This is a genomic window from Labrys wisconsinensis, from assembly GCF_030814995.1.
In the GTDB taxonomy this organism is placed as follows: domain Bacteria; phylum Pseudomonadota; class Alphaproteobacteria; order Rhizobiales; family Labraceae; genus Labrys; species Labrys wisconsinensis.
The window spans coordinates 55,105-78,020 of the sequence record NZ_JAUSVX010000009.1 but is presented as its reverse complement, the minus strand read 5'-3'; the positions used below and the strand labels follow the sequence as shown (position 1 = coordinate 78,020).

The following is a 22,916-nucleotide window of genomic DNA, read 5'->3' as shown; positions in this document are numbered from 1 at the left end:
GCGGATCATCCCCGCGCAATCGGCGTAGCCGATTGTCGCGCGGCCCGCGTAGCGGGTTATCGCGCAACCGGCCGTCTCGAACGAGCCGTCATGCCGCGGCGGACGCCGGCCCGCCGCTACGGGGCAGGCAGGAGCGAGGCCCTGGTCTCGGTTCCCTTGTCCACCGGCACCGTCTGGTCGCGCGGCTTCCAGCGGATCACGATCGGCATTTTCAACCCGGAGGGCACAGGCCTGCCGTCGATATAGCCGCTGGCCTGCACGCCGCCCTCGATGGAATGCAGGATCAGGCCGTCGGCGGCGGCGACGCGCGTCGGCGCGATCTGCGGCGCACGGAATGCTCCCCCGACGAACAAAGCGACGCCCGCGCCAACGACGACCATGGTCGCAAGCGCGAATCTGGATCTGAGTTGACGTGACATGATTGCACCGGCCGAAGAGGTGGGCATACGGGGAACGTCGTTCGTTTCGGGATGTTCCCTCCCCGTAGCGCAGCTGCGCAAAATTTTTTTGACGTGGAGCACCTCTGCGTCAAACAAAAATCGGCTTCTGTGTTTGACCCGGCGGCCCCGATGGGGTCATGTCGGAAGTCTCCAGGCTCAAGAGGAATGTCCGGCGTGCGCGAGGCGCTCACCGTTGTCGGTTTTTTGCTGATCGTGGCGTTTGCGGCTCTGTTCGCCGCGCCGCTCTATGTCGATTGGAACAATTGGCGCGAGACCATCGCGCAGCGATTGACGGACCATCTCGGCGTTCCGGTGCGGATCGAGGGGGCGGTGGAGGCGCATGTTCTGCCGCAGCCCTGGCTGTCGCTGCACCGCGTATCGATCGGCGAGCCCGGCGGCACCACGCAGCTCACCGTCGAGGGCGTGGATGGCGATCTCAGCCTCACCGCGCTGCTGCGCGGCGACTTCGAGCTCTCCAACCTGGTGCTGACCAGCCCGAAGCTGACCATGACGGCAGGCCCGGACGGCCGGATCCAGCCCCTGTCGCACCAGGCCGCGCCGGGCGCGGCCTCGATCGACAGCTTCGAGGTGCAGGACGGCTCGATCCACTTTGCCGATCCCGCCTCCGGGCAGGAGCTCACGGTGGACGGCCTGCGCCTGGTCGGCGAGGCTCGGTCGCTGTCGGGGCCGTTCAAGGCCGAGGGCGGCCTGCAGATCGCCGGCGTGCCGCACACGCTGAAGATCGCCACCGGCGCGGCGAGCGAGCGCGGGCTGACGATCAAGGCGACGTTGGTGCCGGCCGACCGTCCGCTCACCCTGGATTTCGACGGCGCGATCCGGATGCAGGAGGGGCGCCCGGCCTTCGAGGGCATCGGCACGCTCGCCCGCATCCCCGTCGACATGCGCGGCGACAAGGCGCCGCCCGAGGAGCCCTGGACGCTGGCGGCCCATATGACGCTGACGGCGGCCGCCATGACCGCCGACAATGTCGCGGTCCAGATCGGGCCGGACGAGCGCGCTCTGAAGCTGACCGGCACCGCCGAGATGGCGATCGGCAAGGACACGCGCCTCGACGCCCGGCTCGCCGCAATGCAGGTCGATCTCGACCGCTTCGCGGGCGCGACGCCGGAGCGCGGCATTGCGCCGCTGGCGGCGCTGCGGCGCCTGAAGGAGGCGCTTCCCGCGGTCGCGGTCACGGCCGTTCCCGCCGTCATCGCCCTCAAGGCCCAGGGGGTGATGCTCGGCGGCCAGCTCCTGCAGGACGTCACGGCCGAGCTGCACTCCGACGGCACGGCCTGGAGCATCACTGGCCTCCAGGCCGGCCTGCCGGGGCAGGGGCGGCTCTCGCTTGCCGGCGATGTGCAGTCCGTCGACGGCAAGGAGCGCTTCGCCGGCACCATGTCGCTGCACGCGCGCCAGGCTTCGAGCCTGCTGGCCTGGATGCAGGGCGTCGACCGCGTCACCGCGCCGAACGCGGCGCGGCGTCTCGACCTTGATACCGCCGTCACCGCCGACGGCGACTCGGTGTCGCTGTCCAAGCTCAGACTCGCCATCGACGATGCCACCGTGCAGGGCCGGCTGCTCTGGGCGCGGCTGGCGCCCGACAGCGATGCCGGGCGGGTCGAGGCCGACCTGACGGCCAAGCGGCTGGATCTCGATCTCCTGCCGTCGGCCGCAGCGCTGCTGCCGGGCGCCTCCTCCGCCTTCTCCGAGGTCGACGTCACGCTCTCGGCCGAATCCCTCGCCCTCGCCGGGGTCGAAGCCAAGACCGCCAGCGGCCGCGTCAAGGTCGGCGGCAAGCTGGTGGTGCTGGAGGACGTCGTCGTCGACGATCTCGGCGGCACCAGCCTGCACGCCAACGGCCGCATCGACAATATCGGCGCGGTGCCGCAGGGCGAGATCCGCGTCGCGGTGGATGGTAGCGACCTGACGGGCCTGGCCACGGCGCTCAGGCGCAGTCCCCTGCCGGCCGGGCTGCTCGACGCCTTCGCCGAGCGCGCGCCGGAGCTGTCGCCGACGCGGGCCGACATCGTCGTCTCCTTCGGTGCCGACCGGCGCGTCACCCTCGACGGCAAGCTCGGCGGCACGGTGACGCAGTTCTCGCTGGACCTCACCGGCGACGCCGCCCGGCCCGACCTGGACGCGCGGCTGAGGGCCGACAGCCTCGACGTGGTCAAGCTGCTGCGCCAGATCGGCCTCTCGCCCCTGCCGCTGACGATTCCGGGCCGCTCCACCTTCCAGGCGGCGCTCGCCGGCCCGCTCGAGGGGCCGGCCCGCTGGAGCGCCTCCTTCGACGGTGCCGGGATCGGCCTGCAGGGCAGCGGCAAGGCCACGGGCCTCACCACGACGCCGGCCGTCGACGGCCGGGTGAGGGCGCAGTCGAACGACGTGCTCGCGCCGGCCCAGCTCTTCGGCGTGGCGCTGCCCGGGGTTCTGCCCGGCGACGTCGCCGAGATCGACACGGGTTTCCGCGCCACCAAGGGGCGCCTCGTTCTCGACGACCTCACCGGCGCGATGTTCGGCGTGCCGCTGGCCGGCGCGATCGCGATCACACCGGGCTCGCCAGGCTCGCTAAGCTCGCCGGGCTCGCCGGGTACGCCGGCCTCGCCGGTCAGGGTCGAGGGACGGCTCAACCTGCAGACCGCCGACGCGCTGCAGCTCGGCTCGCTGGCCACCGGCAGCGACCTTCTCGCCTCGCCGTCCTCCGGCTCGGTCTGGTCCGGCACGCCGTTCGGGGCCGGCGCGCTCGACGGGGTGACCGGACAGCTGGCGCTGACCGCCGACAGCCTGGTGCTCTCGCCGCGGCTGCCGGCGGCGACCGAGGCGCGGGCGGTCCTGACGCTGGAGCCGGGCGCGGTCAGCATCGACGGCCTGAAGGCCAAGCTCGGCGGCGGCGTGCTGAGCGCGTCGCTGCGCTATTCGCGGGCCGCCCAGCAGGCGGCGCTGACCGGCAGCGTCGCCCTCGCCGGCGCGGCGCTCGACACGCGGGAGGTCAGCGGCCGCCTCGACCTCAGCGCCGACGTGCAGGGGACGGGGCCGACGCCGGCGGCGCTGGTCACCTCCCTGACCGGCGGCGGCACGGTGGCGCTGCATCAGCCGCGCCTGCCGCGCCTGTCCGAAACCGCCTTCGGCACCACGGTCGCGGCCGTGGACGGAGGGCTGGCCCCCGAGCTCGGGCGCGTGCGGCCGCTGTTCGAGCAGAGCCTCGCCCAGGCGCCGCTGCCGCTCGGCGATATCGGCGGCTCCCTCAGCCTGGCGGGCGGCGTGCTGCGGCTCGCCACCACCACGGCGCGGGGGGCGACCACCGGCGTCTCGCTGTCGGGCGCGCTCGACCTCTCGGCCATGACGGCGAAGGCGGACCTGCTCCTGGCTCCGGCCGCGCCCTCCGACGGCTTCGGCGGGCCGCCGCCGGCGATCCAGGTCTCGATCGGCGGGCCGCTGGACGCCCTGCGCCGCCAGGTCGACGTGTCGTCCCTGACGGCATGGCTGACCGTCCGGGCGGCGGAGCAGGAGGCCAAGAAGCTGGAAGCGCTGGAAGCCGAGAAGCAGGCGCGCGACAAGGCGCTGGAGGATGCGCGGCGGGCCGAGGCCGCACGCATGCAGAAGCTCGTCGACGCCCAGCGCGCGGCCGACGAGGCCCGCAAGGCGGAGGAGGCTCGCAAGGCCGCCGAGGCGCAGAAGCGGCTCGACGACGCCCGGGCGGCCGAGCAGCCGCGCCAGCCCGCGCCGCCGACCTTGCCGCTGACGACGCCGACCCTGGCGCAGCCACCGGCCGCACCGACCGCTCCGGCCGCGCCGCAGACGCCATCCCTGGCCGTCCCGCCGACCGCCATTCCGCCGGTCGGCGCCACCCAGCCCGTGCCGCTGCCGCACTTCCCGGCGATCGAGGCTAGGCCTCCGGCGCCGGCGAGCCCCTCGCCGGGGGGGTGAGCGGCCGAGCGCCTAAGCAGCTTCCCGTGGCTGAAGCCACGAATTGATTTTGCATTCTCCATGCAAAATCAATGCTGCTCAGGCTATTAAAGTGTAAGCAGGTTCGGGAGAACCTGCTTAGAGCAAGGCGCGTTTGGGTGGAAACGCTGCCGTGCTCCAATTCTTTGTTTCGACGCGTCTTTGCGATGAGCCTTTGCGATTCCTGGCGATTCCGCCAAATCGCAAAACGCTTCAGCGGCGGCGCACGTTCTCCAGCACGAACAGGCGGATGGCGGAGGACAGGTTGCCCTGGGCCCGCGTGGCGTCGATCTCGGCGACGAGATCGGAGAGCGTCTTGTCCTGCTCTTCGGCGATGGCCTTCAGGGCCTCCCAGAACGCGTCCTCCAGCGAGACGCTGGTCTTGTGTCCGGTGATGACGATCGATCGCTTGACGACCTTGCTCTTCATGGGGGCCGTCACGGTTCGGCGCGGTCACCCAGACGGTGCCCGTCCAGGTGCTCGTCCGCCAGGCGCTGCTCTGCCTGCGCCTTCTCGCGCGCGGCGCGGGGCTGCCCGTGCTTCAGCCGGTTCTCGGCCGCCAGGCTTTCGCGCGCCTCGCGCGCCTTCGCCTTGCGCACGCTGCGAAGATTGACCACGGTGGTCATGCATTCACTCCTTCACGGCCGCGTGGAGGAAGCACCGGCCCGACGCGTGGCGGGTTCCGGCATTGCCCCTCTTGATAGGCCCTGGCGCGGCCGGCGCGCAACCGCGCCATCGCTCAGGCATCGGGCTGGATCATGCGCGCGGCATCGACCGTCGCGTCGAAGGTGGCGGCGTCGACCAGGCCGGAGCCGAGCGCCTCTTCGCGCAGCGTGGTGCCGTTGTGATGCGCCTGCTTGGCGATGCGCGCGGCATTGTCGTAGCCGACCACCGGGGCGAGCGCCGTCACCAGCATCAGGGAGCGCGACATCAGATCGCCGATGCGGGCCTCGTCGGCGGCAAGCCCTTCGAGGCAATGCTCGCGGAAGCTGTCGGCCGCGTCGGCGAGCAGGCGAACCGACTGCAGCACCGCGTCGGCGATCACCGGCTTGTAGACGTTGAGCTCCAGGTGCCCCTGGCTGCCGGCGAAGGTCACGGCGGCGTGGTTGCCGAACACCCGGGTGCAGACCATGGTCATGGCTTCGCACTGCGTCGGATTGACCTTGCCCGGCATGATCGAGGATCCCGGCTCGTTTTCCGGCAGCACGAGCTCGCCGATGCCGGCCCGCGGCCCCGAGCCGAGCAGGCGGATGTCGTTGGCGATCTTGAACAGGCCGACCGCCAGGGTGTTGAGGGCACCGTGGGCGGCGACGATCGCATCATGCGTCGCCAGCGCCTCGAACTTGTTGGCCGCCGTGCGGAAGGGCAGGCCGGTCAGCCCGGCGAGCTCGGCGGCGATGCGCTCGGCAAAGCCGGTCTTCGTGTTGAGGCCGGTGCCGACCGCGGTGCCGCCCTGGGCGAGCGGCATCAGCTCCTCCAGCGCCTGCCGGGCGCGCCGGATGCCGTTCTCGACCTGGGCGGCATAGCCGGAGAATTCCTGGCCGAGCGTCAGCGGAGTCGCATCCTGGAGATGGGTGCGGCCGATCTTGATGATCCCGGCGAAGGCGACGGCCTTGGCGTCCAGGGTGCGATGCAGCGCCTCGAGCTGCGGCAGGAGGCGCCCATGGATCTCCATCGCCGCCGCCACGTGCATGGCGGTCGGGAACGTGTCGTTGGACGACTGGCCGCGATTGACGTGGTCGTTCGGGTGGATCGGCGTCTTGGAGCCGAGCGTGCCGCCGAGCTGCTCGATGGCGCGGTTGGCGATCACCTCGTTGGCGTTCATGTTGCTCTGCGTGCCGGAGCCGGTCTGCCACACCGCCAGGGGGAACTCCGCGTCCAGCTTGCCGTCGGCGACTTCGCGGGCCGCCGCCTCGATCGCGTCGGCCAGCGACGGGTCGAGCGCGCCGAGCGCCCGGTTGGCCCGTGCCGCCGCCAGCTTGATCAGCCCGAGGGCGTGGACGATCGGGCGCGGCATCTTCTCCTCGCCGATGCGGAAATTCTGCAGGGAGCGCTGGGTCTGGGCGCCCCAGTAGCGGTCCGCCGGGACGGCGATCGGGCCGAAGCTGTCGGTTTCGGTGCGGGTTTCGGTCATGGCGAATCCATCCGGCGATCGGGGGAGGCGGCGGTCGGAATCGGAGCGGCACCCAGGGGCGGCGTCGCAAGGATGCGGTCCGACCAGGGCCGCGCCCGGCGCCCGCCGGGGCCGTGCCGCGCGTGGCGGCCGGGCCTTGTCGTCAGATAGTGCATGCTGGGCGGCGCGGAAGCGGGAAAGAGGCAAATCCGCTCTTTTTTCTCCGTCCGTCCATGACTATATTCGGTGCGCCGGCCCAGCCGGCTATGGTGATAAACGACTACCGTAATAAGCCTATCGGACCCGGGGGCAGTACCCGGCGCCTCCACCCCAGCCCTGCCGCACCGGCGGGCTGCGGCGGGGGCGAAACAGGATCGACGAGGGTGTAAAGGGTGGGCTTTTGCCCGGCATGGTTCCGCCGTTATCGGGCCGAAATTATAGTTGCCAACGACAACTATGCTCCGGTTGCGGTTGCCGCGTAAGCGGTAACTAGACCGAAAAGAAGTCCTTCCGGGTAGCACCGTAAGGCGGGGTTCGGAGGCACCTGGCAACAGAAGCCTCCACTTCATTCGGGCCTGCGGCCCACCATAGTTCAGGCAGGCCATGACGACGGATCACATCCGCTACGACCTTCTGACCCAGGATGCTCTGCGCGGGGTGGTGAAGCGCGTGCTCGTCGATGCCGCCCGCGAGGGCCTGCCCGGAGAGCATCATTTCTACATTTCCTTCAAGACCCAGTACCCTGGCGTGAAGATCTCGAACCGCCTCGCCGAGAAATATCCGGACGAGATCACCATCGTGCTGCAGCACCAGTTCTGGGATCTCGCCGTGAGCGATTTCGGCTTCGAGGTCGGCCTGTCCTTCGGCAATGCGCCGGAGAAGCTGATCGTGCCGTTCGAGGCGGTGTGCGGCTTCTATGATCCGTCGGCGCAGTTCGGCCTGAAGTTCGAGGTGGTGACGGACGAGCCGGTGCAGGGCGACATCGAGCAGCGCCCGGCGCCGCGCGGCGCCGCGTCCGAACCGCACGAGGCCCCCGCCGGCCGGCCGCGCGCCAAGGCCGTGCCGTCGTCCGCCAAGGCCGAGCCGGGCGCCAAGGTCCCGGCGTCCGAGGCCAAGCCCGCCAAGCCGCTGAAGGTGGTGGAGGCCGGCGAGGAAGAGCAGGCCGAGAGCGGCGAGAAGATCGTCAGCCTCGACACGTTCCGCAAGAAGAAATAGGGCCGCCTGTCGGCGACGGCACGGTTGCGCGGGACCCCCTCCGCGGGCCGGTGCCGGCCCTGCTTGCCGAACGCGGCTGCCGCGCCGTCCGGTGCGACCGCTCAGGCGTCGTTGGGGAATAAGTGCTTCAGACGCGACGCTGCTGGCCGTTCCCCTCCCCCTTGCGGGGAGGGGCAAGGGTGGGGGTCTATCAGGATAGGGTGCAACGCACGTCACAGGGGGCCCCTTGTCAGCCGATCCGTCTCGTTCTGCACGACCCCCACCCTTTATCCCTCCCCGCAAGGGGGAGGGAAGACCGCAGCGTCGAGCTCTGCTCGTCGGACACTGCGTCTCGCCCCACCGCAGCCAGCCGTGCACGACCTCGATTCAGTTATTCGCCGACGCCTCCTCAGATCTTGCCGCGCAGGGACAGCGCATCGATGTAGAGCGGCCCGAAGGCGCTGCCCGCCTCGGCGTCGCCGGTTTCCTTGGCGACCAGCGCACGGGCGCTGGTGACGAGGTGATCGCGCATCGCCTCCGCCGCGCCTTCGGGATCCTGGGCGGCGATCGTCTCGTAGATGCGCTCATGGTCGCGGTAGATCGAGTCCATCTCGCGCGTGTATCCGCCGGATGTTCCGCCGGCGATCATCTGCTGGTCGAAGAGGTTGTCGAGGATGCCGGCGAGGCGGCGGCTCCCCGAGATCAGCGCGATGCAATGATGGAACCGGGCGTCGGGTTCCAGATGGGCGCGCACATTGGTCGAGGTCGATCTGTAGGCGCTCTTGACCTCCTCCAGGGTGTGGCCGAGCTTGCGTAGCTCGCTCGGCGTGACGCGGGAGGCGGCGCGGTAGGCCGCCGGCACCTCGAGGAGGACGCGCAGGCTGAAGATCTCCTCAAGATCGTGGACAGTGGTCTCCAGGATGCGCGCGCCACGGTTGCGCTCGAAGCTGACCATGCCGAGCTCTTCGAGCTTCAGCAGCGCCTCGCGCACGGGCGTCCGCGAGACGTTGAGCTTTTCCGCGATCTCCTGGACCGAATGCAGGCTTCCCGGCGCGAACTCTCCGACGACGATCGCGTTGCGCACGATCTCGAACACGCGGGTCGCCAGGCTCTTTTGGCGAAGGTCCATGCTCTGCATCACGGTTTCGTCTCTCGGTCTGCGCTGATTCTGCCGCTGGCGGACGGGTCCCGGTCGCACGTGCTCGCCTCAGCCATGCACGGCCTTCCGGCCGAAGGCAATCGAAGGGTCGCCTGCATGCCCCGGTTGCAGGCCGTCCCGCCGCATGCGGAACGGGCGGCATCCGGCGACGCATAGTCTTTGATCATCGATCGCCCAAACTCCGTGCGCCCGGCGCGATTGACTCGCTTGTGGAGCGTGACATACTACATGCCACATTACACGCATATGGGCGTCATGAAAATCGCGGTCGCGCAAATTGGGTCGGTCAGAGGTGCTGCCTTGCAGAACGCCGAGACCGTGGCCGGCTGGCTCGAGCGTGCCGCGGCCGACGGGTGCGCCTTCGTCGCCTTCCCGGAATGTGGCTTGACCGGCTACGTCTTCCACGACCGCGCGGGCCTGGCGGGTGCCGCCATCCCGGCTTCGGGACCGGAGGTCGCCCTGATCGTCGAGACCTGCAGGCGGCTGGCGATCCACACCGTGGTCGGGCTGTTCGAGCGCGACGGGGAGCGTGTCTACAACACGGCCCTGCTCATCGGGCCCCAGGGCGTGGTCGGCAGCCATCGCAAGCGCCATCTGCCGTTCCTGGGCGGCGACCGCTTCGCTGACGAGCCCGGAGGCATCGAGCCTTCGGTGTTCGACACGCCCGTCGGCAAGATCGGCATCGCCATCTGCTACGAAATCCGCTTCCCGGAAGTGGTGCGCACGCTCGTCCTGAGCGGTGCCGAGATCGTTGTGCTGCCGACCAACTGGCCGGCTCAGTCCCATATCCTGGCCGACCTGTTCACGCCGGTCAGGGCGGCGGAGAACTTCGTCTATTTTCTCGCCGCCAACCGCAACGACACGGAGGATCGGAGCGAGTTCATGGGCTCGAGCCAGATCGTCGATCCGACCGGCCATGTCCTGGTCCATGCCGGCACGCAGACGGGGCTGTTCGCGGCGGAGGTCGACCTGAACCGGTCACGCGACAAGAGAATCGTGTTCGAATCGGGCGAGTTCGAGATTTCGCCGTTCAGGGATCGCAAGCCCGGGACCTACCGGCTGTAGGCGGCGAACAAGGGAGGGTGTCGATATGTGTGTAGCCTGCTACGTCGACGAGGCGATGAAGGACAAGATCATCGCCTACAATGCCGAATTCCATAAGGTGACCACCAGCCCGTTCGGCAAGGACGACGAGATCGGGATGCTCAACCTGATCAACGCAGACTCGCGCAAGGCGATCCTCGCCCGAGCCGACCCCAGCCGGGTCTTCGATCTGTCCGTGGATCATTTCATCGGCATGCCCGGCTGGTTCGGCGCCGGCGACCAGCCCTACCAGATCTGGATGACGCATACGCCGGCAGGCGAGATCGTCGGCGACAGCATGGGCAAGGGCATCGAGGCCAACACGCTCGTCGCCTATTCCGGCGACGGGATCTCGATGTACACGCATTGCGGAACCCATATCGATACGTTCAACCACTTCGGCTATGACGGCAAGATCTTCAACAACTTCAGCGCCAAGGACCATCTCGGCAGCCGGCACTGGACCGTCGCCGGGCCGGAGAAGCATCCGCCGGTCTTCGCGCGCGGCGTGATGCTCGATGTCGCCGCCCTGCACGGCGTCGACGTGCTGCCGCCGAGCCATGCCATAGGCGAGGACGACCTCAAGGGCTGCCTGTCGCGGCAGAACGTCAGGCTGCATCCGGGCGACGTGGTGCTGATCCGCACCGGCCAGATGCGGATCTGGCCGGACATGGCCTTCGTCGCCAACACGCCCGGCCTCAACCGCAACGGCGCGGAGTTCCTGGCCAAGCACGGCGCCATCATGATCGGTGCCGACAACCTGACCGTCGAGCAGACGCCGACCCCCGACCCGGTGAATTTCTTCCCGGTTCACACCTATCTGCTGGCGGAGGCCGGCATCCCCCTGATCGAGATGGTCGACCTGGAGGAGCTGGCCGGGGAGGGCGTCGACGAATTCCTGTTCTTCGGCGCGTGCATCAAGTTGCGCGGCGCAACCGGCGCTCCGATGCGCCCGGTGGCCATGCCCTTGACGCCTTGAGCGGCTGTTCCGGCCGTCGCGGGTCGCATCCGCGCTACCGCGGCGCGTCGGGAGACGATCACGAAAAGACGTCGGCGAGGCGAAGGGACGCCCGCGTGCTCTGCGCGGGAGGCTTTCGCCTGCCTTCTTCAATCTCTGGAACCGGCCGATGCCATCCCTTCTCGATCTGCACGCGGTCGACAAACGTTTCGGCGACAAGCTCGTCCTGAACGCTGTCGACCTGTCGGTGCCGAGGAATGCCTGCGTCTGCGTGCTGGGGCCGAGCGGATCCGGCAAGACGACCTTGCTGCGGGTGATCGCCGGGTTCGAGCAGCCGGATGGCGGTCATCTCGTGCTCGACGGCCGGCGCATCGACGACGTTCCGGCCTATCGGCGCAATATCGGCTTCGTCTTCCAGAACTTCGCCCTGTTCCCGCACCTGAGCGTCGAGGACAATGTCGGCTTCGGGCTCGAGCACCGCGCGGCGACCCCGATGCCCGCGGCCGAGCGGCGGGACCGGGTTCGGGCGATGATCGAGCTCGTCGGCCTGTCGGGCCTGGAGCGGCGCGACATCGCGCAGATCTCGGGAGGCCAGCGCCAGCGCGTGGCCCTGGCCCGCACGCTGGTCACGGAGCCGAGCCTGGTGCTGCTCGACGAGCCGCTCGGCGCGCTCGACGCCAATCTGCGGACGCGCATGCGCGACGAGCTCCGGCTGATCCGCGAGCGGCTGGGGGTGACCTTCCTGCACGTGACGGGCAGCGAGGCGGAGGCGCTCGCCATGGGCGATACGGTGGTCGTGCTCGATGCCGGGACCATCGCGCAGGTCGGTGACGCCGACGCGGTCTACAACCGTCCCTGCAGCCCTGCGGTCGCGCGTTTCCTCAACTGCTACAACATTTTCGCCGGCAGGCTCGAGGGCGAGGAGTTCGTCGGCGCGCTCGGACGCTTCGCCGCGCGCGACGCGCGGTCGGCGGTGCCGCGCCGTCGTGCCGAGTCCGCGCCGGCCTATGCCATCCGGCAGGACCGCATCATCGTCCGCCCGGCCGATGCGGAGCTTGCGGCGGGCGAGGCGGGCATCGCCGCTGTCTTCGTCGCCAGCGAATATGCCGGCGCCTCCGTGCTCTCGTTCTTCAGGCTCGACGACGGCCGGGTCGTCGACGTCGAGGATCATCTCAGCCTGCGGGCGCCTCCCGTCTACGCGGAGAAGCAGCGCTACAGGCTGGTCTGGAAGTCCCGCGACGCGCTGGTGTTCCCATGAAGACTCTCGCTGGAACGGTGGGCGAGGACGTCGCCGTCGCGACGGGGGGATCGGCAGCGCCGGTCCGGCCCGCCGCGGGCCGGCGTGCCGGCTCGCGCTCCGCCTATTGGCTGGTCGCCCCCGGCGTCGCCTGGATGGCGCTGTTCCTGGTCCTGCCGATCGCGATGATCCTCTACGTCTCCTTCTGGACGCAGACGACCTTCGCCATCCAGCCGATCCTCACCACCAGGAGCTGGGTGACCTTCTTCACCAGCGGCACCTATCTCGACGCGCTCTGGACCACGATCCGCATCTGGCTGACCGTGCTCGCCGCCACCCTCCTCGTCGGTTATCCCACAGGCCTCTTCGTCGGCCTGTTCGTCAGGAACAAGACGCTGCAGACCGTGCTGCTGACGCTGTGCGTCATCCCGTTCTGGACCTCGTTCCTGATCCGGGTGCTGGCCTGGCGCCCGATGCTCGGCAAGGAAGGCGCGATCAACATCGTGCTGCAATGGCTCGGCCTCACCAATGCGCCGATCGAGGCGCTGCTGTTCTCCGACCTCTCCGTGGTGATCGGCATGACGCAGATCTACTGCGTGTTCATGGTCGGTCCGATCGCCTTCATGCTCGGGCGCATCGACCCGAACATCATCGAGGCCGCCCGCGACCTCGGCGCCGGCTTCGGTCGCATCTTCCGCACGATCATCCTGCCCTTGTCGCTGCCCGGCGTGGTCGTCGGCTCGATCTTCGTCTCGGTCATGGTGCTCGGCGAGTTCGCCACCTCGGCCGCCCTGTCGGGCCGCAAGGTCAACCTGCTCGGCAACATCATCGTCACCCAGGTCGGCTCGCTGAAATGGGCCTTCGCCTCGGTGGCGGGGGTCGTGCTCACGGTCATCATCGGAGCGGTCGTCGCCGGGCTGCTGCGCATCGTCGACCTGCGCAAGGAGCTTTGAGGGCCGCCATGCGCTCGATGATCATCAAGCCGCTGCTCGGGGTCTACACGATCCTGTTCCTGGTGTTCCTCTATGCGCCGATGGCCATCCTCGCGGTGCTGTCGTTCCAGACCGGACCGGAAGGCGGGCCGCAATTCCCGATCGTCGAATGGTCGACCTACTGGTATCGGCACCTCGTCGGCCTGGTGCCGCCGTCCCGGATCGCGCCGCTACCGATCGCCGACAGCCTGCTGCGCTCGCTCTGCCTCGCCTTCATGACCATGGTGGTGTCGACGACGCTGGGCGTCGCCTCGGCGCAGGCGTTCCGGACCCGGTTCCGGGGATCGGGCTTCGTCTTCTACCTCATCGTGCTCGGCATGATGGTCCCGGGCGTCCTCGTCGGCCTCGGCATCTCGCTCCTGTCCAATGCCGTCGGCATCGACCGGCACTGGTGGGGCACGGCCTTCGTGCTGCACGTGGTCTACACCTTCCCCTTCGCCTTCCTGGTGATGCTGGCGATCTTCAACCGCTTCGATCCCAGCGTCGAGGAGGCGGCCTGGTCGCTCGGCGTCTCGCCGCTGCGGACCTTCCGGAAGGTGACGTTTCCGCTGATCTTCCCCGGCGTGCTTTCGGCGATGATGTTCGCCTTCACGCTGAGCTACGACGAATTCTCCCGCACCCTCTTCGCCTCGGGGCGCGACCTCACCCTGCCGCTGGCGATTTACGGGACGTTCGCGGTCGAGATCCACCCGAACATCTTCGCCTTCGGCGTGCTGACGACGCTGTTCTCCTTCGCGCTCCTCACCGTCTACGCGGTGCTGATGGCGCTCTCCGTCCGCCGCGCCCGGCAAGTCCCGCTTCAGGAGGAGGTCTCCTGACCGGAAGGCCTTTCGTTTCGATCGAACACCATTCGGCGCCGCCGCCTGAGGGATGCCGGAACGACAGACAGCAGGCATCAACGACAGACAGAGGTGAATGATGATGAAGCAGATGGAGATGACGCGGCGTACGCTGCTGAGAGGAAGCAGTGCAGCCATGGCCATGGCGGTGGGCGGCTCCGCGCCGTTCCTGTCCGCCTCGCACGCCCTTGCGGCCGATCCGGCGCTCGCCAAGGAAAGCCTGCGCACGATCGGCCTCTCCGTGACCGTGCAGGAGCGGATCCTGGCGGACTTCAAGGCGACGTCCGGTGTCGGATCGGTCTCCGGCACCGCCGCGACCCATCCGGACGCCCAGACCAAGATCCTGTCGGGCTCTTCCGACTATGATTGCTGGGAGACCAATGCCGAGCGGCTGCCGGCCGTTGTCATGACGCACAATGTCGAAGCCGTTCCGGTCAGCGCCCTGAAGAACTGGGCCAATATCCGCGACACCTTCACCACGCCCAATGCCAAATGGGAGCCGAAGGCGCAGATCACCGGCCAGATCTGGGCGGACGATGCCAGGACCAGCCTCTGGCTCGTCCCGGCCGTCTACAACTACGACTCCGTCGGCTACAATCCGCAGATCGTCTCCGACGAGGAGGCGAACAGCTGGACCGCGCTGTTCGATCCGAAATGGAAAGGCAAGTCCGGCCTCAACACCGACCCGCTGACGGCGCTCGGCCAGGCCTTCATGGCGATGAACTCGCTCGGCCTCTCCCAGGTGAAGAGCCCCGCCAATCCCTCGCCGGCCGAGATCGACGAGGCCATCAAATTCCTGATCTCCAAGAAGAAGGACGGCCAGTTCCGCGCCTTGTGGGGCGATTTCGGCGAGCTCGTCAATCTGCTCGCCTCCGGCGAGATGGTGGTGTGCGACGCCTGGCAGCCGGCGGTGATGGCCGTCAAGGCGCAGGGCAAGGCCTGCAAATATGCCGTGCCGAAGGAGGGCTATCGCGGCTGGGCCATCGGCCCCGCCATGCTGGCCAACACGCCGAACAAGCAAGCCGTCTACGCCTATGCCGACTACTGGCTCTCCGGGCCGCCCGGCATCGCCGTGTCCGAGCAGGGCTATTATTCGCCCTCGACCAACCTGAAGACCCTGATGGCGCCGGAAAAATACGGCTTCTGGTACGAGGGCAAGCCCTGGGTCGGCGCCCCCGAGCGCGGCATCAAGGAGGGCGACCTGCGCGATGGCGGCTCGTTGGAGCAACGGGCCGCGAACGTCGCCTACTGGCACCAGTGGCCGGATGAATATGATCATCTCATCCAGAAGTGGGACGAGTTCCTGAGCGCCTGACGTTTCGAACCCACGCGATATCCGGGCGGCGCCTGCGGGCGGCGCCCTTCTTTCGAACGCGATGCCGATCCAGCCGGACGGCATCGGGAGGCCTCCCGTGTCGCACGATCTCGAGCTGATCCAGGTCGGCAAGACCTATGATGACGGCACCGTCGCGGTGGCCGGATTCGACCTTGCGGTGAGCAGGGGCGAATTCATCGCCTTCCTCGGGCCGTCGGGCTGCGGCAAGACGACGACATTGCGGATGATCGCGGGCTTCGAGGCGATCTCGTCCGGCACGATCCGGATCCGCGGCCGGGTCGTCAACGATCTTCCTCCGGAGCGACGCCCGACCTCGACGATCTTCCAGAGCTACGCGCTGTTCCCGCACATGACGGTGCGGCGAAACATCGGCTATGGCCTCGAGGTCAAGGGACTCGCAAAGGCGGACCGCGAGGCCAAGGTCGACCGGATCCTCGCCGCTCTCGGGCTGGAGGACATAGCGGAGCGGCGTCCCGACCGACTGTCGGGCGGCCAGCGCCAGCGGATCGCCCTGGCGCGGGGCCTGGTGGTCGAGCCCGATATTCTTCTTCTCGACGAACCGCTCGGCGCGCTCGATGCCAATCTCCGCAGGGCCATCCAGAACGAGCTCAGGCTGCTGCAGCGCACGCTCGGCATCACCTTCGTGTTCGTGACCCACGCCCAGTCCGAGGCCCTGTCGCTCTCCGATCGCATCGTGGTGATGAACCAGGGGCGCGTCGAGCAGATCAGCCCGCCCCGGGAACTCTATACCCGCCCCAGCACCGCCTTCGTCGCCCAGTTCATCGGCCGCAACATGATCTTCGAGGGCACCGTCGTGGAGGCGCGGGACGGGACGGCCTCGATCCGCACGCCGCTCGGCGTGCTCTCGGGCCTGGTCAACGGAGCCGTCGGCGAAGGAGGTTCGGCCAAGGTCGTCGTCCCGTCCGAGGCGATCACCCTGCGGGCGGGCGTGCCGTCCTCGCCTCACGCCGGCAATGCCGTCCCGGCACGGGTCGTCCATTCCCAGGTCGTGGGGCACGTCCGGCGCATCGCCGTCGACCTCGACGGCGCGCGCCGCCTCGCGCTCGAAGCGCATGTCGACAAATATCCCGACGACGCCTTTGCCGTGGGCAGCCATCTCACCTTGGGCTGGTCGCCCGGCGACGCGACCGTCATCGCCGCCTGATGTGCGGTGCTTCGGATCCTTTTCAACGCTCCGGGAGGTAAGGCGCGATCTTGGCTACCGGCCTTCGATCGATCTCCCCGAAGGGCTGCGGCTGCTGGTCGAAAACGCACGGTAGGAGCCGCCGGCCGGGGTCCGCCATATGAAAATGGCCGGAGCTCGGCTCCGGCCATCGTGTTCTTGCCGCGGGGCAGGCCTACTGCAGCGCCAGGGCCACGAAGCGCAGCTCGCCCTGGCCGTTGGACAGGAGCAGCAGCGCCTGTTTCGTGCCGTTCTTCTTCAGATCGTCGAGACGGGCGGAGACGTCGGCGGGCGAGTTGACCACCTGCTGTCCGACCTGGACGATGACGTCGCCGGCCTTGATCTGCTTGTCGTCGGCCGGTGAGCCGTTCTCGACGCTGGTCACCACCACGCCCTTGGCGTCGTCGGCGAGCTTGTACTTGTCGCGCATCTCCTTGGTGATGCCGGACATTTCCAGCCCGAGCGCCTTGGTGACCGGCGGCTTCTCCGGCTCGACGGGCTGGGCGTTGGCCTTCTGCGGCGTCTCGCCCTCGTCGAGGCGCTGGATCCGCACGGTCTTGGTGATCTCCTGGCCGTTGCGCAGGATCACGACCTCGACCTCCTTGTCCACCGGCGTATCGGCGACGATGCGCGGCAGGTCGCGCATTTCGCGGATGTTCTTGCCGTCGAACTTGAGGATGACGTCGCCGGGCGCCAGGCCCGCCGGCTTGGCCGGGCCCTTGTCGTCGACGCCGGCGACCAGCGCGCCCTTGGCCTGGTCCATCCCCAAGCTTTCGGCGATGTCGTCGGTGACCTGCTGGATCTTGACGCCGAGCCAGCCGCGGCGGGTCTCGCCATATTTGCGCAGCTGGTCGACGACCGGCGCCGCGGTCGAGGCGGGCACGGAGAAGCCGATGCCGATCGAGCCGCCGGTCGGCGAGATGATGGCGGTGTTGATGCCGACCACGTTGCCGTCCATGTCGAACAGCGGTCCGCCGGAATTGCCGCGATTGATGGCGGCGTCGGTCTGGATGTAGTTGTCGTAGGGCCCGGAATTGATGTCGCGGTTGTTGGCCGAGACGATGCCGAGCGTCACCGTGCCGCCCAGCCCGAACGGGTTGCCGATGGCCAGCACCCAGTCGCCGACGCGGGTCTTGTCGCTGTCGGCGAACTTGACCGCCTTCAGCGGCTTGGTCGGCTCGACCTTCAGCACCGCCAGGTCGACCTTCTTGTCGCGGCCGATCAGCTTGGCGCTGAGCTTGGTGCCGTCGTTGAAGTTGACCTCGATGTCGTCGGCGCCGTCGATCACGTGGTTGTTGGTGACGATGATGCCGGAGGCATCGACGATGAAGCCCGAGCCGAGCGACGAGGTCTTGTGCGGCCGGGGCGCCTCGCCCTTCCGGTTCTTGAAGAACTCGTTGAAGAAGTCCTCGAACGGCGTGCCCGGCGGCAGTTGCGGCATCTGCGGGGCGGGGCCGTCGTCGCCGCCGCCGCCCACGGTCTGGGTCGTCGAGATGTTGACGACGCTGTCGATCAGCTGGGAGGCGAGGTCGGCGACGGAGGGGGGCCCGGCCGCGGCGACCGCGGGGCCGGTCGCCAGGATCGCCATGGGGGCGGCGGCCAGGACGGCGGCGAGGGCGGCGGCACCGGCCCGGCGCATCAGGGTCTTGGAGAGATCAGGCATCAGTGTCCTCGGAAAATGGCATGCGCGACGGCGGGCGCCGCTGCCTCGCGCGGGACGGTCGCCACCATACACCGTTTGAAGCCGGCAATAACGGCGCGAACGTGACGTTTCGCACGTCTCACGCAAGTGTGTCAGCCGCGGACCAGCCAGACCACGACCAGGCCGATCACCGCCGAGACGACGCCGGCGATACGCAATTGCAAAGCCGGGGAGGAGACGACCGAGGCCATCATCCGCCTCACCGGCTCGGGAAAGGCCAGGAAGATCAGGCCCTCGATCACGAAGGCGAGGCCGATGGCCGTCACAAAGTCACCGAACGAGAAGTCGCCCATCGCCTCACACGCAGCACACCGCCCGGAAATCCGGGCGGCGCCAGTGGATGGTCATCTTTGCGGCCACGTCAAGCCTATTGCGCCGGGGCGGGGACGGGTTGTCCCGCGACTTTCGGCACTGTCGGCAGCACGCTGTTGGGATTTTGCAGGTAGCGGAAGAACTCCGAATCCGGCCGCAGCAGGAAGCGCGTGTTGCTCGGCTTCAGCGTGTCGACATAGGCCTGCATCGACCGATAGAAGGCGAAGAAATCGGGATCCTTGTCGTAGGCATCGGCGAAGATGCGGATGCGCTCGGCATCGGCTGAACCGCGGATCTCGTTGGCCTGTCCGTTCGCCTCGCCGCGCAGCTTGGCGACGCTGCGGTCGGCTTCGGCGCGGATGCGCTGCGCCTGTTCCGAGCCCTGGGCGCGGAACTGCGCGGCTTCGCGCTGGCGCTCGGTCTGCATGCGCTGGAACACCGCCTGGCTGTTGGCATCCGGCAGGTCGGCGCGGCGGATGCGCACGTCGATCACCACGACGCCGAAGCCGGTCGCCTCGCGGTTGACCTCGTCCTTGATCTTGGCCATCAGGCCGGCGCGGTTGTCGCGCACCACGTCGAGGAAGCTCGACTGGCCGAGGACGCGGCGCAGGGCCGAGCTCATGATGCTGGTCAGCCTGAGCTCGGCGCCGTTGACCGAGGTCAGGGTCTGGTAGAACTTCAGCGGATCGATGATGCGATAGCGCGCGAAGGCGTCGACCACCAGGCGCTTCTGGTCGTTGGCGATCACCTCCTGCGACGGGCTGTCGAGGTCGAGGATGCGCTTCTCGAGATAGACGACATTGTCGATGAACGGCGCCTTCACATAGAGGCCGGGCTCGGTCCGCGGGGTCTGCGGCTGGCCGAGGCGCAGGGGCAGGGCGAACTGGGTCTGCGGCACGATGTAGAGCGACATGTAGGTGAGCAGCGCCACCACGCCGAGCACGACGAGGGCGACACCGCCGAGATAGGAGGTCCTCACTGGCCGCCTCCCTGGTTGGCGCCGCCCTGGCGCAGGAGCTCGTTCAGCGGCAGGTAGGGCACCACGCCCTGGCCGGAGCCCTTGTCGTCGATGATGATCTTGTCCGCGCCGGAGAGGACCTCGGACAGGGTTTCCAGATAGATGCGCCTGCGCGTCACGTCGGGAGCCTTCTTGTATTCGTCATAGACCTTGACGAAGGCGGCGGCCTGGCCGGTCGCCTCGGCGACGGTGCGGTCGCGATAGGCCTCGGCGTTCTGGGTGATCTGCGCCACCTCGCCGCGTGCCTCGGGCACGACGCGGTTGGCATAGGTCTGCGCCTCGTTCTGCAGGCGCTCAAGGTCGGCGCGGGCGGCCTGCACGTCGCGGAAGGCGTCGATGACCTGCTGCGGCGGGTCGACCTTCTGCAGCTGCACCAGGCGGACGATGACGCCGGCCTGGTACTCGTCCAGCGCCTTCTGCATGAGATCGAGCACCTGCTGCTCGATCGCCTGGCGCTCGCCGGTCAGGATCGGCTGGATGTTGCGCCGGCCGATCGCCTCGCGCATGGCGCTCTCGGCGACCGCCCGCACGGTGCCGTCGGGATCCTCCATGTTGAACAGATAGTTCTGCGGCTTGGCCGGGTCGATCTGCCACTGCACGCTGAAGTTGATGTCGACGATGTTCTCGTCGCCGGTGAGCATCAGGCTCTCGTCGTTGTTGCGCAGCGCGTCGCCGCGCACGCCGACGTCGAAGGAGTTGGTGCGCGTCACCGCCGGCTTCTCCACCGAGCCGATCGGGTAGGGCCAGTTGTAGTTGAGGCCAGGCGGCGTGATCGACTGGAACTTGCCGAACACCAGATTGACGCCGACCTCGTCGGGCTGGACGCGGTACCAGCCGGTCAGTCCCCAGGCGATCAGGAGGCCGATGACGATGAAGGCGATGCCGCGCGGCCCGATGCCGTCGCCGCCGGGCAGCACGTTCTTGAGCCGGTCCTGGCTCTTGCGCAGGAGGTCCTCAAGGTCCGGCGGGTGGGGCCCGCCGCCATTGCCGCCGCCCCAGGGACCACGGCCGCCGTCCTTGCCGCCTCCTCCGCCACCGCCGCCCCCCCAGGGGCCTCCGCCGCCGCTCTGGTTGCTCCAAGGCATGCTTTCAGGTTCCTCTGCGTTCTCTGATCAAATTCGGGGCGTGTGGACGTGCATGGCCTCGGACGGGCAGGCATGGCCGAAGGGAGGGCCGGGATCGCAGGCCCACGGGCCCGCGGCCACGGGCAATGCGATCACCGGCCGGCAGCGCCGCGCCGCCGCCCGGCCAGGTGGAGGATTGCCCCGTGCGGCGTCGCATCGCTCGCCGCTCCGGGCGTGTCGGCTGTGCAACGCTCCTGCAATGGGGCCATTCCCGACCTCGTCCTCATCAAGACCCTGTCTTTCCACACGCCTCGGGACGCGATTTCGCGTTGGGCCGCTGCGTTGCCCTTCGCTGCATATAGAAGGGGGGCGTTCCGATCAACGAAAAGCGGCGCTGCGGGCCGCCGTTGTAATGTCGCGGTAATGTGGCGCGCCGGGCGCTACCGGCCCCGCGCCAGGGCTGCCGCCGCCGCGGCGGGGGCCTCGGAGGGCGGCAGGAAGGTCCAGCCCGGCATCTGGTGCCGGAACCAGGTGAACTGGCGCTTGGCATAGTGGCGCGTGTCGGCCTTGGCGCCGGCGGCGGCCGCCTCGAGATCGACGGCGCCGCCGAGATGGCGGATCAGCCAGGGCACGCCATGGGCACGCATGACCGGCAGGGCCGGGTCGAGCCCGCGGGCCGCCAGGCGCGCCACCTCCGTCAGGGCACCGGCGGCGAGCATCGTGCCGAACCGGGCGTCGATGCCGGCATAGAGCGCGGCGCGCTCCGGCGCGAGGAACAGGCGCAGGCAGCACGCGGCCTCGACGAGGGGCTGGGAGTGGGGCTGGCCCTGCCACAGGGAGAGAGGGCGCCCCGTCGCGGCGTAGACCTCCAGGGCGCGCAGGATGCGCTGCCGGTCGGAGGGGCGCAGGCGCGCGGCGCTGTCGGGATCGACCTGCGCCAGCCTGCCGTGCAGGGCAGGGGTCTCCTCGTCCTCGGCATCGGCGCGCACGGCCTCGCGCACCGCCTCGGGCACGGCGGGCATCTCGGCGAGCCCTCGTTCCAGGGCCTTGAAATAGAGCCCCGTGCCGCCGACGACGATCGGCAGGCGGCCGCGCCGGCGCACCGCCTCGATCGCCGCGCCGGCCTGCGCATACCAGCGGCCGACGGAATAGTTGATGGCGCCGTCGACATGGCCGTAGAGGAGATGCGGCGCGCGGGCCGTCTCCGATGGGCCGGGGCGGGCGGTGAGGACGGCGAGGTCGGCATAGACCTGCATGGAATCGGCGTTGACGATCTCGCCGCCGAAGCGCTCGGCCAGCGCCAGGGCCAGCGCCGACTTGCCGCTCGCGGTCGGACCTGCCAGAAGCACCGCGTCGATCCTGTCTGCGCTCATCCCATGTCCCGTATCGCCACGCTGATCTCCAATCCCCTCGCGCCCGTCCTGGAGGCGGCTGTGCTGTCACGCGCGGCCGAGGCGCTGCACCGCCCGCAGCCGCCGGTGCCGCTGGCGCCCGACATCGCCGCCGACATCGCCTTCGAGGGCGAGGAGGCGGCGAGCGCGGTCGAGGCTCGGCTGCGCCGTGCCCTCGACGGCCTGCCGCTCGACGTGGTGGTGCAGGAGAGCGCCGGGCGGCGCAAGCGTCTTTTCCTCGCCGACATGGATTCGACCATGATCGGTCAGGAATGCGTGGACGAGCTCGCCGACTTCGTCGGTGCCCGGGACCTGGTCGCGGCGATCACGGAGCGGGCGATGCGCGGCGAGATCGCCTTCGAGCCGGCGCTGCGCGAGCGCGTGGCGCTGCTGAAGGGGCTGCCGGTCTCGGTGGTCGACGCCGTCATGGCCGAGCGCATCACCCTGATGCCCGGCGGCCGCGAGCTCGTGCGCACCATGAAGGCCCACGGCGCCTACACCGCCCTGGTCTCCGGCGGCTTCACCCTGTTCACACAGCGCGTCGCCGGCCTGATCGGCTTCGACGAGCAGCACGCCAACATCCTGGAGGTCGCGGACGGGCACCTCACCGGCACCGTGCGCGAGCCGATCCTCGGCCGCGAGGCCAAGCTCGCCAGCCTGGTGCGGCTGCGCGGCGAGCGCGGGCTCGGCCCTGCCGACACCCTGGCGGTGGGCGACGGCGCCAACGACCTCGCCATGCTCGGCGAGGCGGGCCTGGGCGTCGCCTTCCGTGCCAAGCCGGCGGTGGCCGCGGCCGCCCGCATGCGGGTCGATCACGGCGACCTCACGGCCCTGCTCTATGCCCAGGGCCATGCGCGTGCGGCGTTCGTGGCCTGAGCAGACTTGCGCGGGTCGGAACACGGTTCCGGCTCGCGAAAGTCCGCCGGAGCATCGAAATTCTGCCTGGG

Annotated in this window: 20 protein-coding genes and 1 other RNA gene; 11 read left to right on the top strand and 10 right to left on the bottom strand. The window is 69.1% G+C overall.

Annotated elements, in window-relative coordinates; translation table 11 throughout:
* Positions 1-116: 116 nt before the first annotated feature.
* Positions 117-446, bottom strand: a complete 330-nt coding sequence (locus tag QO011_RS22450) for a hypothetical protein (protein ID WP_307276717.1) — start codon at positions 444-446, stop codon at positions 117-119.
* Between the two features lie 168 nt (positions 447-614).
* On the opposite strand from QO011_RS22450, the gene QO011_RS22445 reads away from it, so the two are divergent.
* The gene (locus tag QO011_RS22445) at positions 615-4,370 is read left to right on the top strand and encodes an AsmA family protein (protein ID WP_307276714.1); all 3,756 of its coding nucleotides are present in this window, start codon (positions 615-617) and stop codon (positions 4,368-4,370) included.
* A 231-nt stretch (positions 4,371-4,601) separates the two neighbouring features.
* Here QO011_RS22445 and QO011_RS22440 read toward each other — a convergent pair whose 3' ends face one another.
* The 3 genes from QO011_RS22440 to fumC all read right to left on the bottom strand — a co-directional run bounded on the left by QO011_RS22440 (position 4,602) and on the right by fumC (position 6,522).
* Positions 4,602-4,817, bottom strand: coding sequence for a ribbon-helix-helix domain-containing protein (locus QO011_RS22440; protein ID WP_307276712.1), 216 nt, complete (start codon positions 4,815-4,817; stop codon positions 4,602-4,604).
* 8 nt (positions 4,818-4,825) lie between these two features.
* Complete coding sequence (locus QO011_RS22435) at positions 4,826-5,014, bottom strand: DUF4169 family protein (RefSeq protein WP_307276709.1); 189 nt, start codon at positions 5,012-5,014, stop codon at positions 4,826-4,828.
* Between the two features lie 113 nt (positions 5,015-5,127).
* Entirely contained in the window at positions 5,128-6,522 is a 1,395-nt protein-coding gene (gene fumC, locus QO011_RS22430; RefSeq protein WP_307276706.1) for a class II fumarate hydratase, read from the bottom strand.
* A gap of 190 nt (positions 6,523-6,712) precedes the next feature.
* Between fumC and ssrA the strand changes: the two genes are divergently transcribed.
* Positions 6,713-7,066: a transfer-messenger RNA gene (gene ssrA, locus QO011_RS22425) on the top strand.
* 38 nt (positions 7,067-7,104) lie between these two features.
* Complete coding sequence (locus tag QO011_RS22420) at positions 7,105-7,716, top strand: SspB family protein (RefSeq protein WP_307276703.1); 612 nt, start codon at positions 7,105-7,107, stop codon at positions 7,714-7,716.
* A 388-nt stretch (positions 7,717-8,104) separates the two neighbouring features.
* On the opposite strand, the gene QO011_RS22415 is transcribed toward QO011_RS22420, so the two are convergent.
* Positions 8,105-8,824 carry a GntR family transcriptional regulator gene (locus QO011_RS22415; RefSeq protein WP_307276700.1) on the bottom strand — a complete coding sequence of 240 codons (720 nt, stop codon included), beginning with the start codon at positions 8,822-8,824 and terminating at the stop codon, positions 8,105-8,107.
* A gap of 258 nt (positions 8,825-9,082) precedes the next feature.
* Here QO011_RS22415 and QO011_RS22410 point away from each other — a divergent pair, with 258 nt between their 5' ends.
* From QO011_RS22410 to QO011_RS22380, 7 genes are all read left to right on the top strand, one after another.
* A complete protein-coding gene (locus QO011_RS22410; protein WP_307276697.1) occupies positions 9,083-9,919 on the top strand; it encodes a carbon-nitrogen hydrolase family protein in 837 nt (278 codons plus the stop codon).
* 25 nt (positions 9,920-9,944) lie between these two features.
* Positions 9,945-10,916, top strand: a complete 972-nt coding sequence (locus QO011_RS22405; RefSeq protein ID WP_307276695.1) for a cyclase family protein — start codon at positions 9,945-9,947, stop codon at positions 10,914-10,916.
* Positions 10,917-11,064: 148 nt separating this feature from the next.
* A complete protein-coding gene (locus QO011_RS22400) occupies positions 11,065-12,153 on the top strand; it encodes an ABC transporter ATP-binding protein (protein WP_307276692.1) in 1,089 nt (362 codons plus the stop codon).
* Positions 12,150-13,085, top strand: a complete 936-nt coding sequence (locus QO011_RS22395; protein WP_307276690.1) for an ABC transporter permease — start codon at positions 12,150-12,152, stop codon at positions 13,083-13,085. The genes QO011_RS22400 and QO011_RS22395 overlap by 4 nt, the downstream gene beginning before the upstream one ends.
* A gap of 8 nt (positions 13,086-13,093) precedes the next feature.
* Complete coding sequence (locus QO011_RS22390; protein WP_307276688.1) at positions 13,094-13,942, top strand: ABC transporter permease; 849 nt, start codon at positions 13,094-13,096, stop codon at positions 13,940-13,942.
* A 100-nt stretch (positions 13,943-14,042) separates the two neighbouring features.
* The gene (locus QO011_RS22385; RefSeq protein WP_307276685.1) at positions 14,043-15,278 is read left to right on the top strand and encodes an ABC transporter substrate-binding protein; all 1,236 of its coding nucleotides are present in this window, start codon (positions 14,043-14,045) and stop codon (positions 15,276-15,278) included.
* A 97-nt stretch (positions 15,279-15,375) separates the two neighbouring features.
* Entirely contained in the window at positions 15,376-16,464 is a 1,089-nt protein-coding gene (locus tag QO011_RS22380) for an ABC transporter ATP-binding protein (RefSeq protein WP_307276682.1), read from the top strand.
* 193 nt (positions 16,465-16,657) lie between these two features.
* Here QO011_RS22380 and QO011_RS22375 read toward each other — a convergent pair whose 3' ends face one another.
* From QO011_RS22375 to miaA, 5 genes are all read right to left on the bottom strand, one after another.
* Complete coding sequence (locus QO011_RS22375; protein WP_370881998.1) at positions 16,658-18,145, bottom strand: DegQ family serine endoprotease; 1,488 nt, start codon at positions 18,143-18,145, stop codon at positions 16,658-16,660.
* A gap of 131 nt (positions 18,146-18,276) precedes the next feature.
* A complete protein-coding gene (locus QO011_RS22370; RefSeq protein ID WP_307276680.1) occupies positions 18,277-18,450 on the bottom strand; it encodes a DUF2065 domain-containing protein in 174 nt (57 codons plus the stop codon).
* Positions 18,451-18,551: 101 nt separating this feature from the next.
* Positions 18,552-19,475, bottom strand: coding sequence for a protease modulator HflC (hflC, locus tag QO011_RS22365; RefSeq protein ID WP_307276677.1), 924 nt, complete (start codon positions 19,473-19,475; stop codon positions 18,552-18,554).
* On the bottom strand, positions 19,472-20,599 hold the full coding sequence (gene hflK, locus QO011_RS22360) for an FtsH protease activity modulator HflK (RefSeq protein WP_307276674.1): 1,128 nt from the start codon (positions 20,597-20,599) through the stop codon (positions 19,472-19,474). Before hflK ends, hflC begins: the two co-directional genes overlap by 4 nt.
* A gap of 419 nt (positions 20,600-21,018) precedes the next feature.
* Positions 21,019-21,951 carry a tRNA (adenosine(37)-N6)-dimethylallyltransferase MiaA gene (gene miaA, locus QO011_RS22355; protein ID WP_307276671.1) on the bottom strand — a complete coding sequence of 311 codons (933 nt, stop codon included), beginning with the start codon at positions 21,949-21,951 and terminating at the stop codon, positions 21,019-21,021.
* 3 nt (positions 21,952-21,954) lie between these two features.
* On the opposite strand from miaA, the gene serB reads away from it, so the two are divergent.
* Positions 21,955-22,845, top strand: a complete 891-nt coding sequence (serB, locus tag QO011_RS22350; protein ID WP_307276668.1) for a phosphoserine phosphatase SerB — start codon at positions 21,955-21,957, stop codon at positions 22,843-22,845.
* The last annotated feature ends 71 nt before the right edge of the window (positions 22,846-22,916 follow it).

Bases quoted from the DNA above. Each gene is read 5' to 3' on its own strand.
- QO011_RS22450 (WP_307276717.1), bottom strand. From the start codon at position 446: ATGCCCACCTCTTCGGCCGGTGCAATCATGTCACGTCAACTCAGATCC.
- QO011_RS22440 (WP_307276712.1), bottom strand. From the start codon at position 4,817: ATGAAGAGCAAGGTCGTCAAGCGATCGATCGTCATCACCGGACACAAG.
- QO011_RS22435 (WP_307276709.1), bottom strand. From the start codon at position 5,014: ATGACCACCGTGGTCAATCTTCGCAGCGTGCGCAAGGCGAAGGCGCGC.
- fumC (WP_307276706.1), bottom strand. From the start codon at position 6,522: ATGACCGAAACCCGCACCGAAACCGACAGCTTCGGCCCGATCGCCGTC.
- QO011_RS22420 (WP_307276703.1), top strand. From the start codon at position 7,105: ATGACGACGGATCACATCCGCTACGACCTTCTGACCCAGGATGCTCTG.
- QO011_RS22415 (WP_307276700.1), bottom strand. From the start codon at position 8,824: ATGGACCTTCGCCAAAAGAGCCTGGCGACCCGCGTGTTCGAGATCGTG.
- QO011_RS22410 (WP_307276697.1), top strand. From the start codon at position 9,083: ATGCCACATTACACGCATATGGGCGTCATGAAAATCGCGGTCGCGCAA.
- QO011_RS22405 (WP_307276695.1), top strand. From the start codon at position 9,945: ATGTGTGTAGCCTGCTACGTCGACGAGGCGATGAAGGACAAGATCATC.
- QO011_RS22400 (WP_307276692.1), top strand. From the start codon at position 11,065: ATGCCATCCCTTCTCGATCTGCACGCGGTCGACAAACGTTTCGGCGAC.
- QO011_RS22395 (WP_307276690.1), top strand. From the start codon at position 12,150: ATGAAGACTCTCGCTGGAACGGTGGGCGAGGACGTCGCCGTCGCGACG.
- QO011_RS22390 (WP_307276688.1), top strand. From the start codon at position 13,094: ATGCGCTCGATGATCATCAAGCCGCTGCTCGGGGTCTACACGATCCTG.
- QO011_RS22385 (WP_307276685.1), top strand. From the start codon at position 14,043: ATGATGAAGCAGATGGAGATGACGCGGCGTACGCTGCTGAGAGGAAGC.
- QO011_RS22375 (WP_370881998.1), bottom strand. From the start codon at position 18,145: ATGCCTGATCTCTCCAAGACCCTGATGCGCCGGGCCGGTGCCGCCGCC.
- hflK (WP_307276674.1), bottom strand. From the start codon at position 20,599: ATGCCTTGGAGCAACCAGAGCGGCGGCGGAGGCCCCTGGGGGGGCGGC.
- miaA (WP_307276671.1), bottom strand. From the start codon at position 21,951: ATGAGCGCAGACAGGATCGACGCGGTGCTTCTGGCAGGTCCGACCGCG.
- serB (WP_307276668.1), top strand. From the start codon at position 21,955: ATGTCCCGTATCGCCACGCTGATCTCCAATCCCCTCGCGCCCGTCCTG.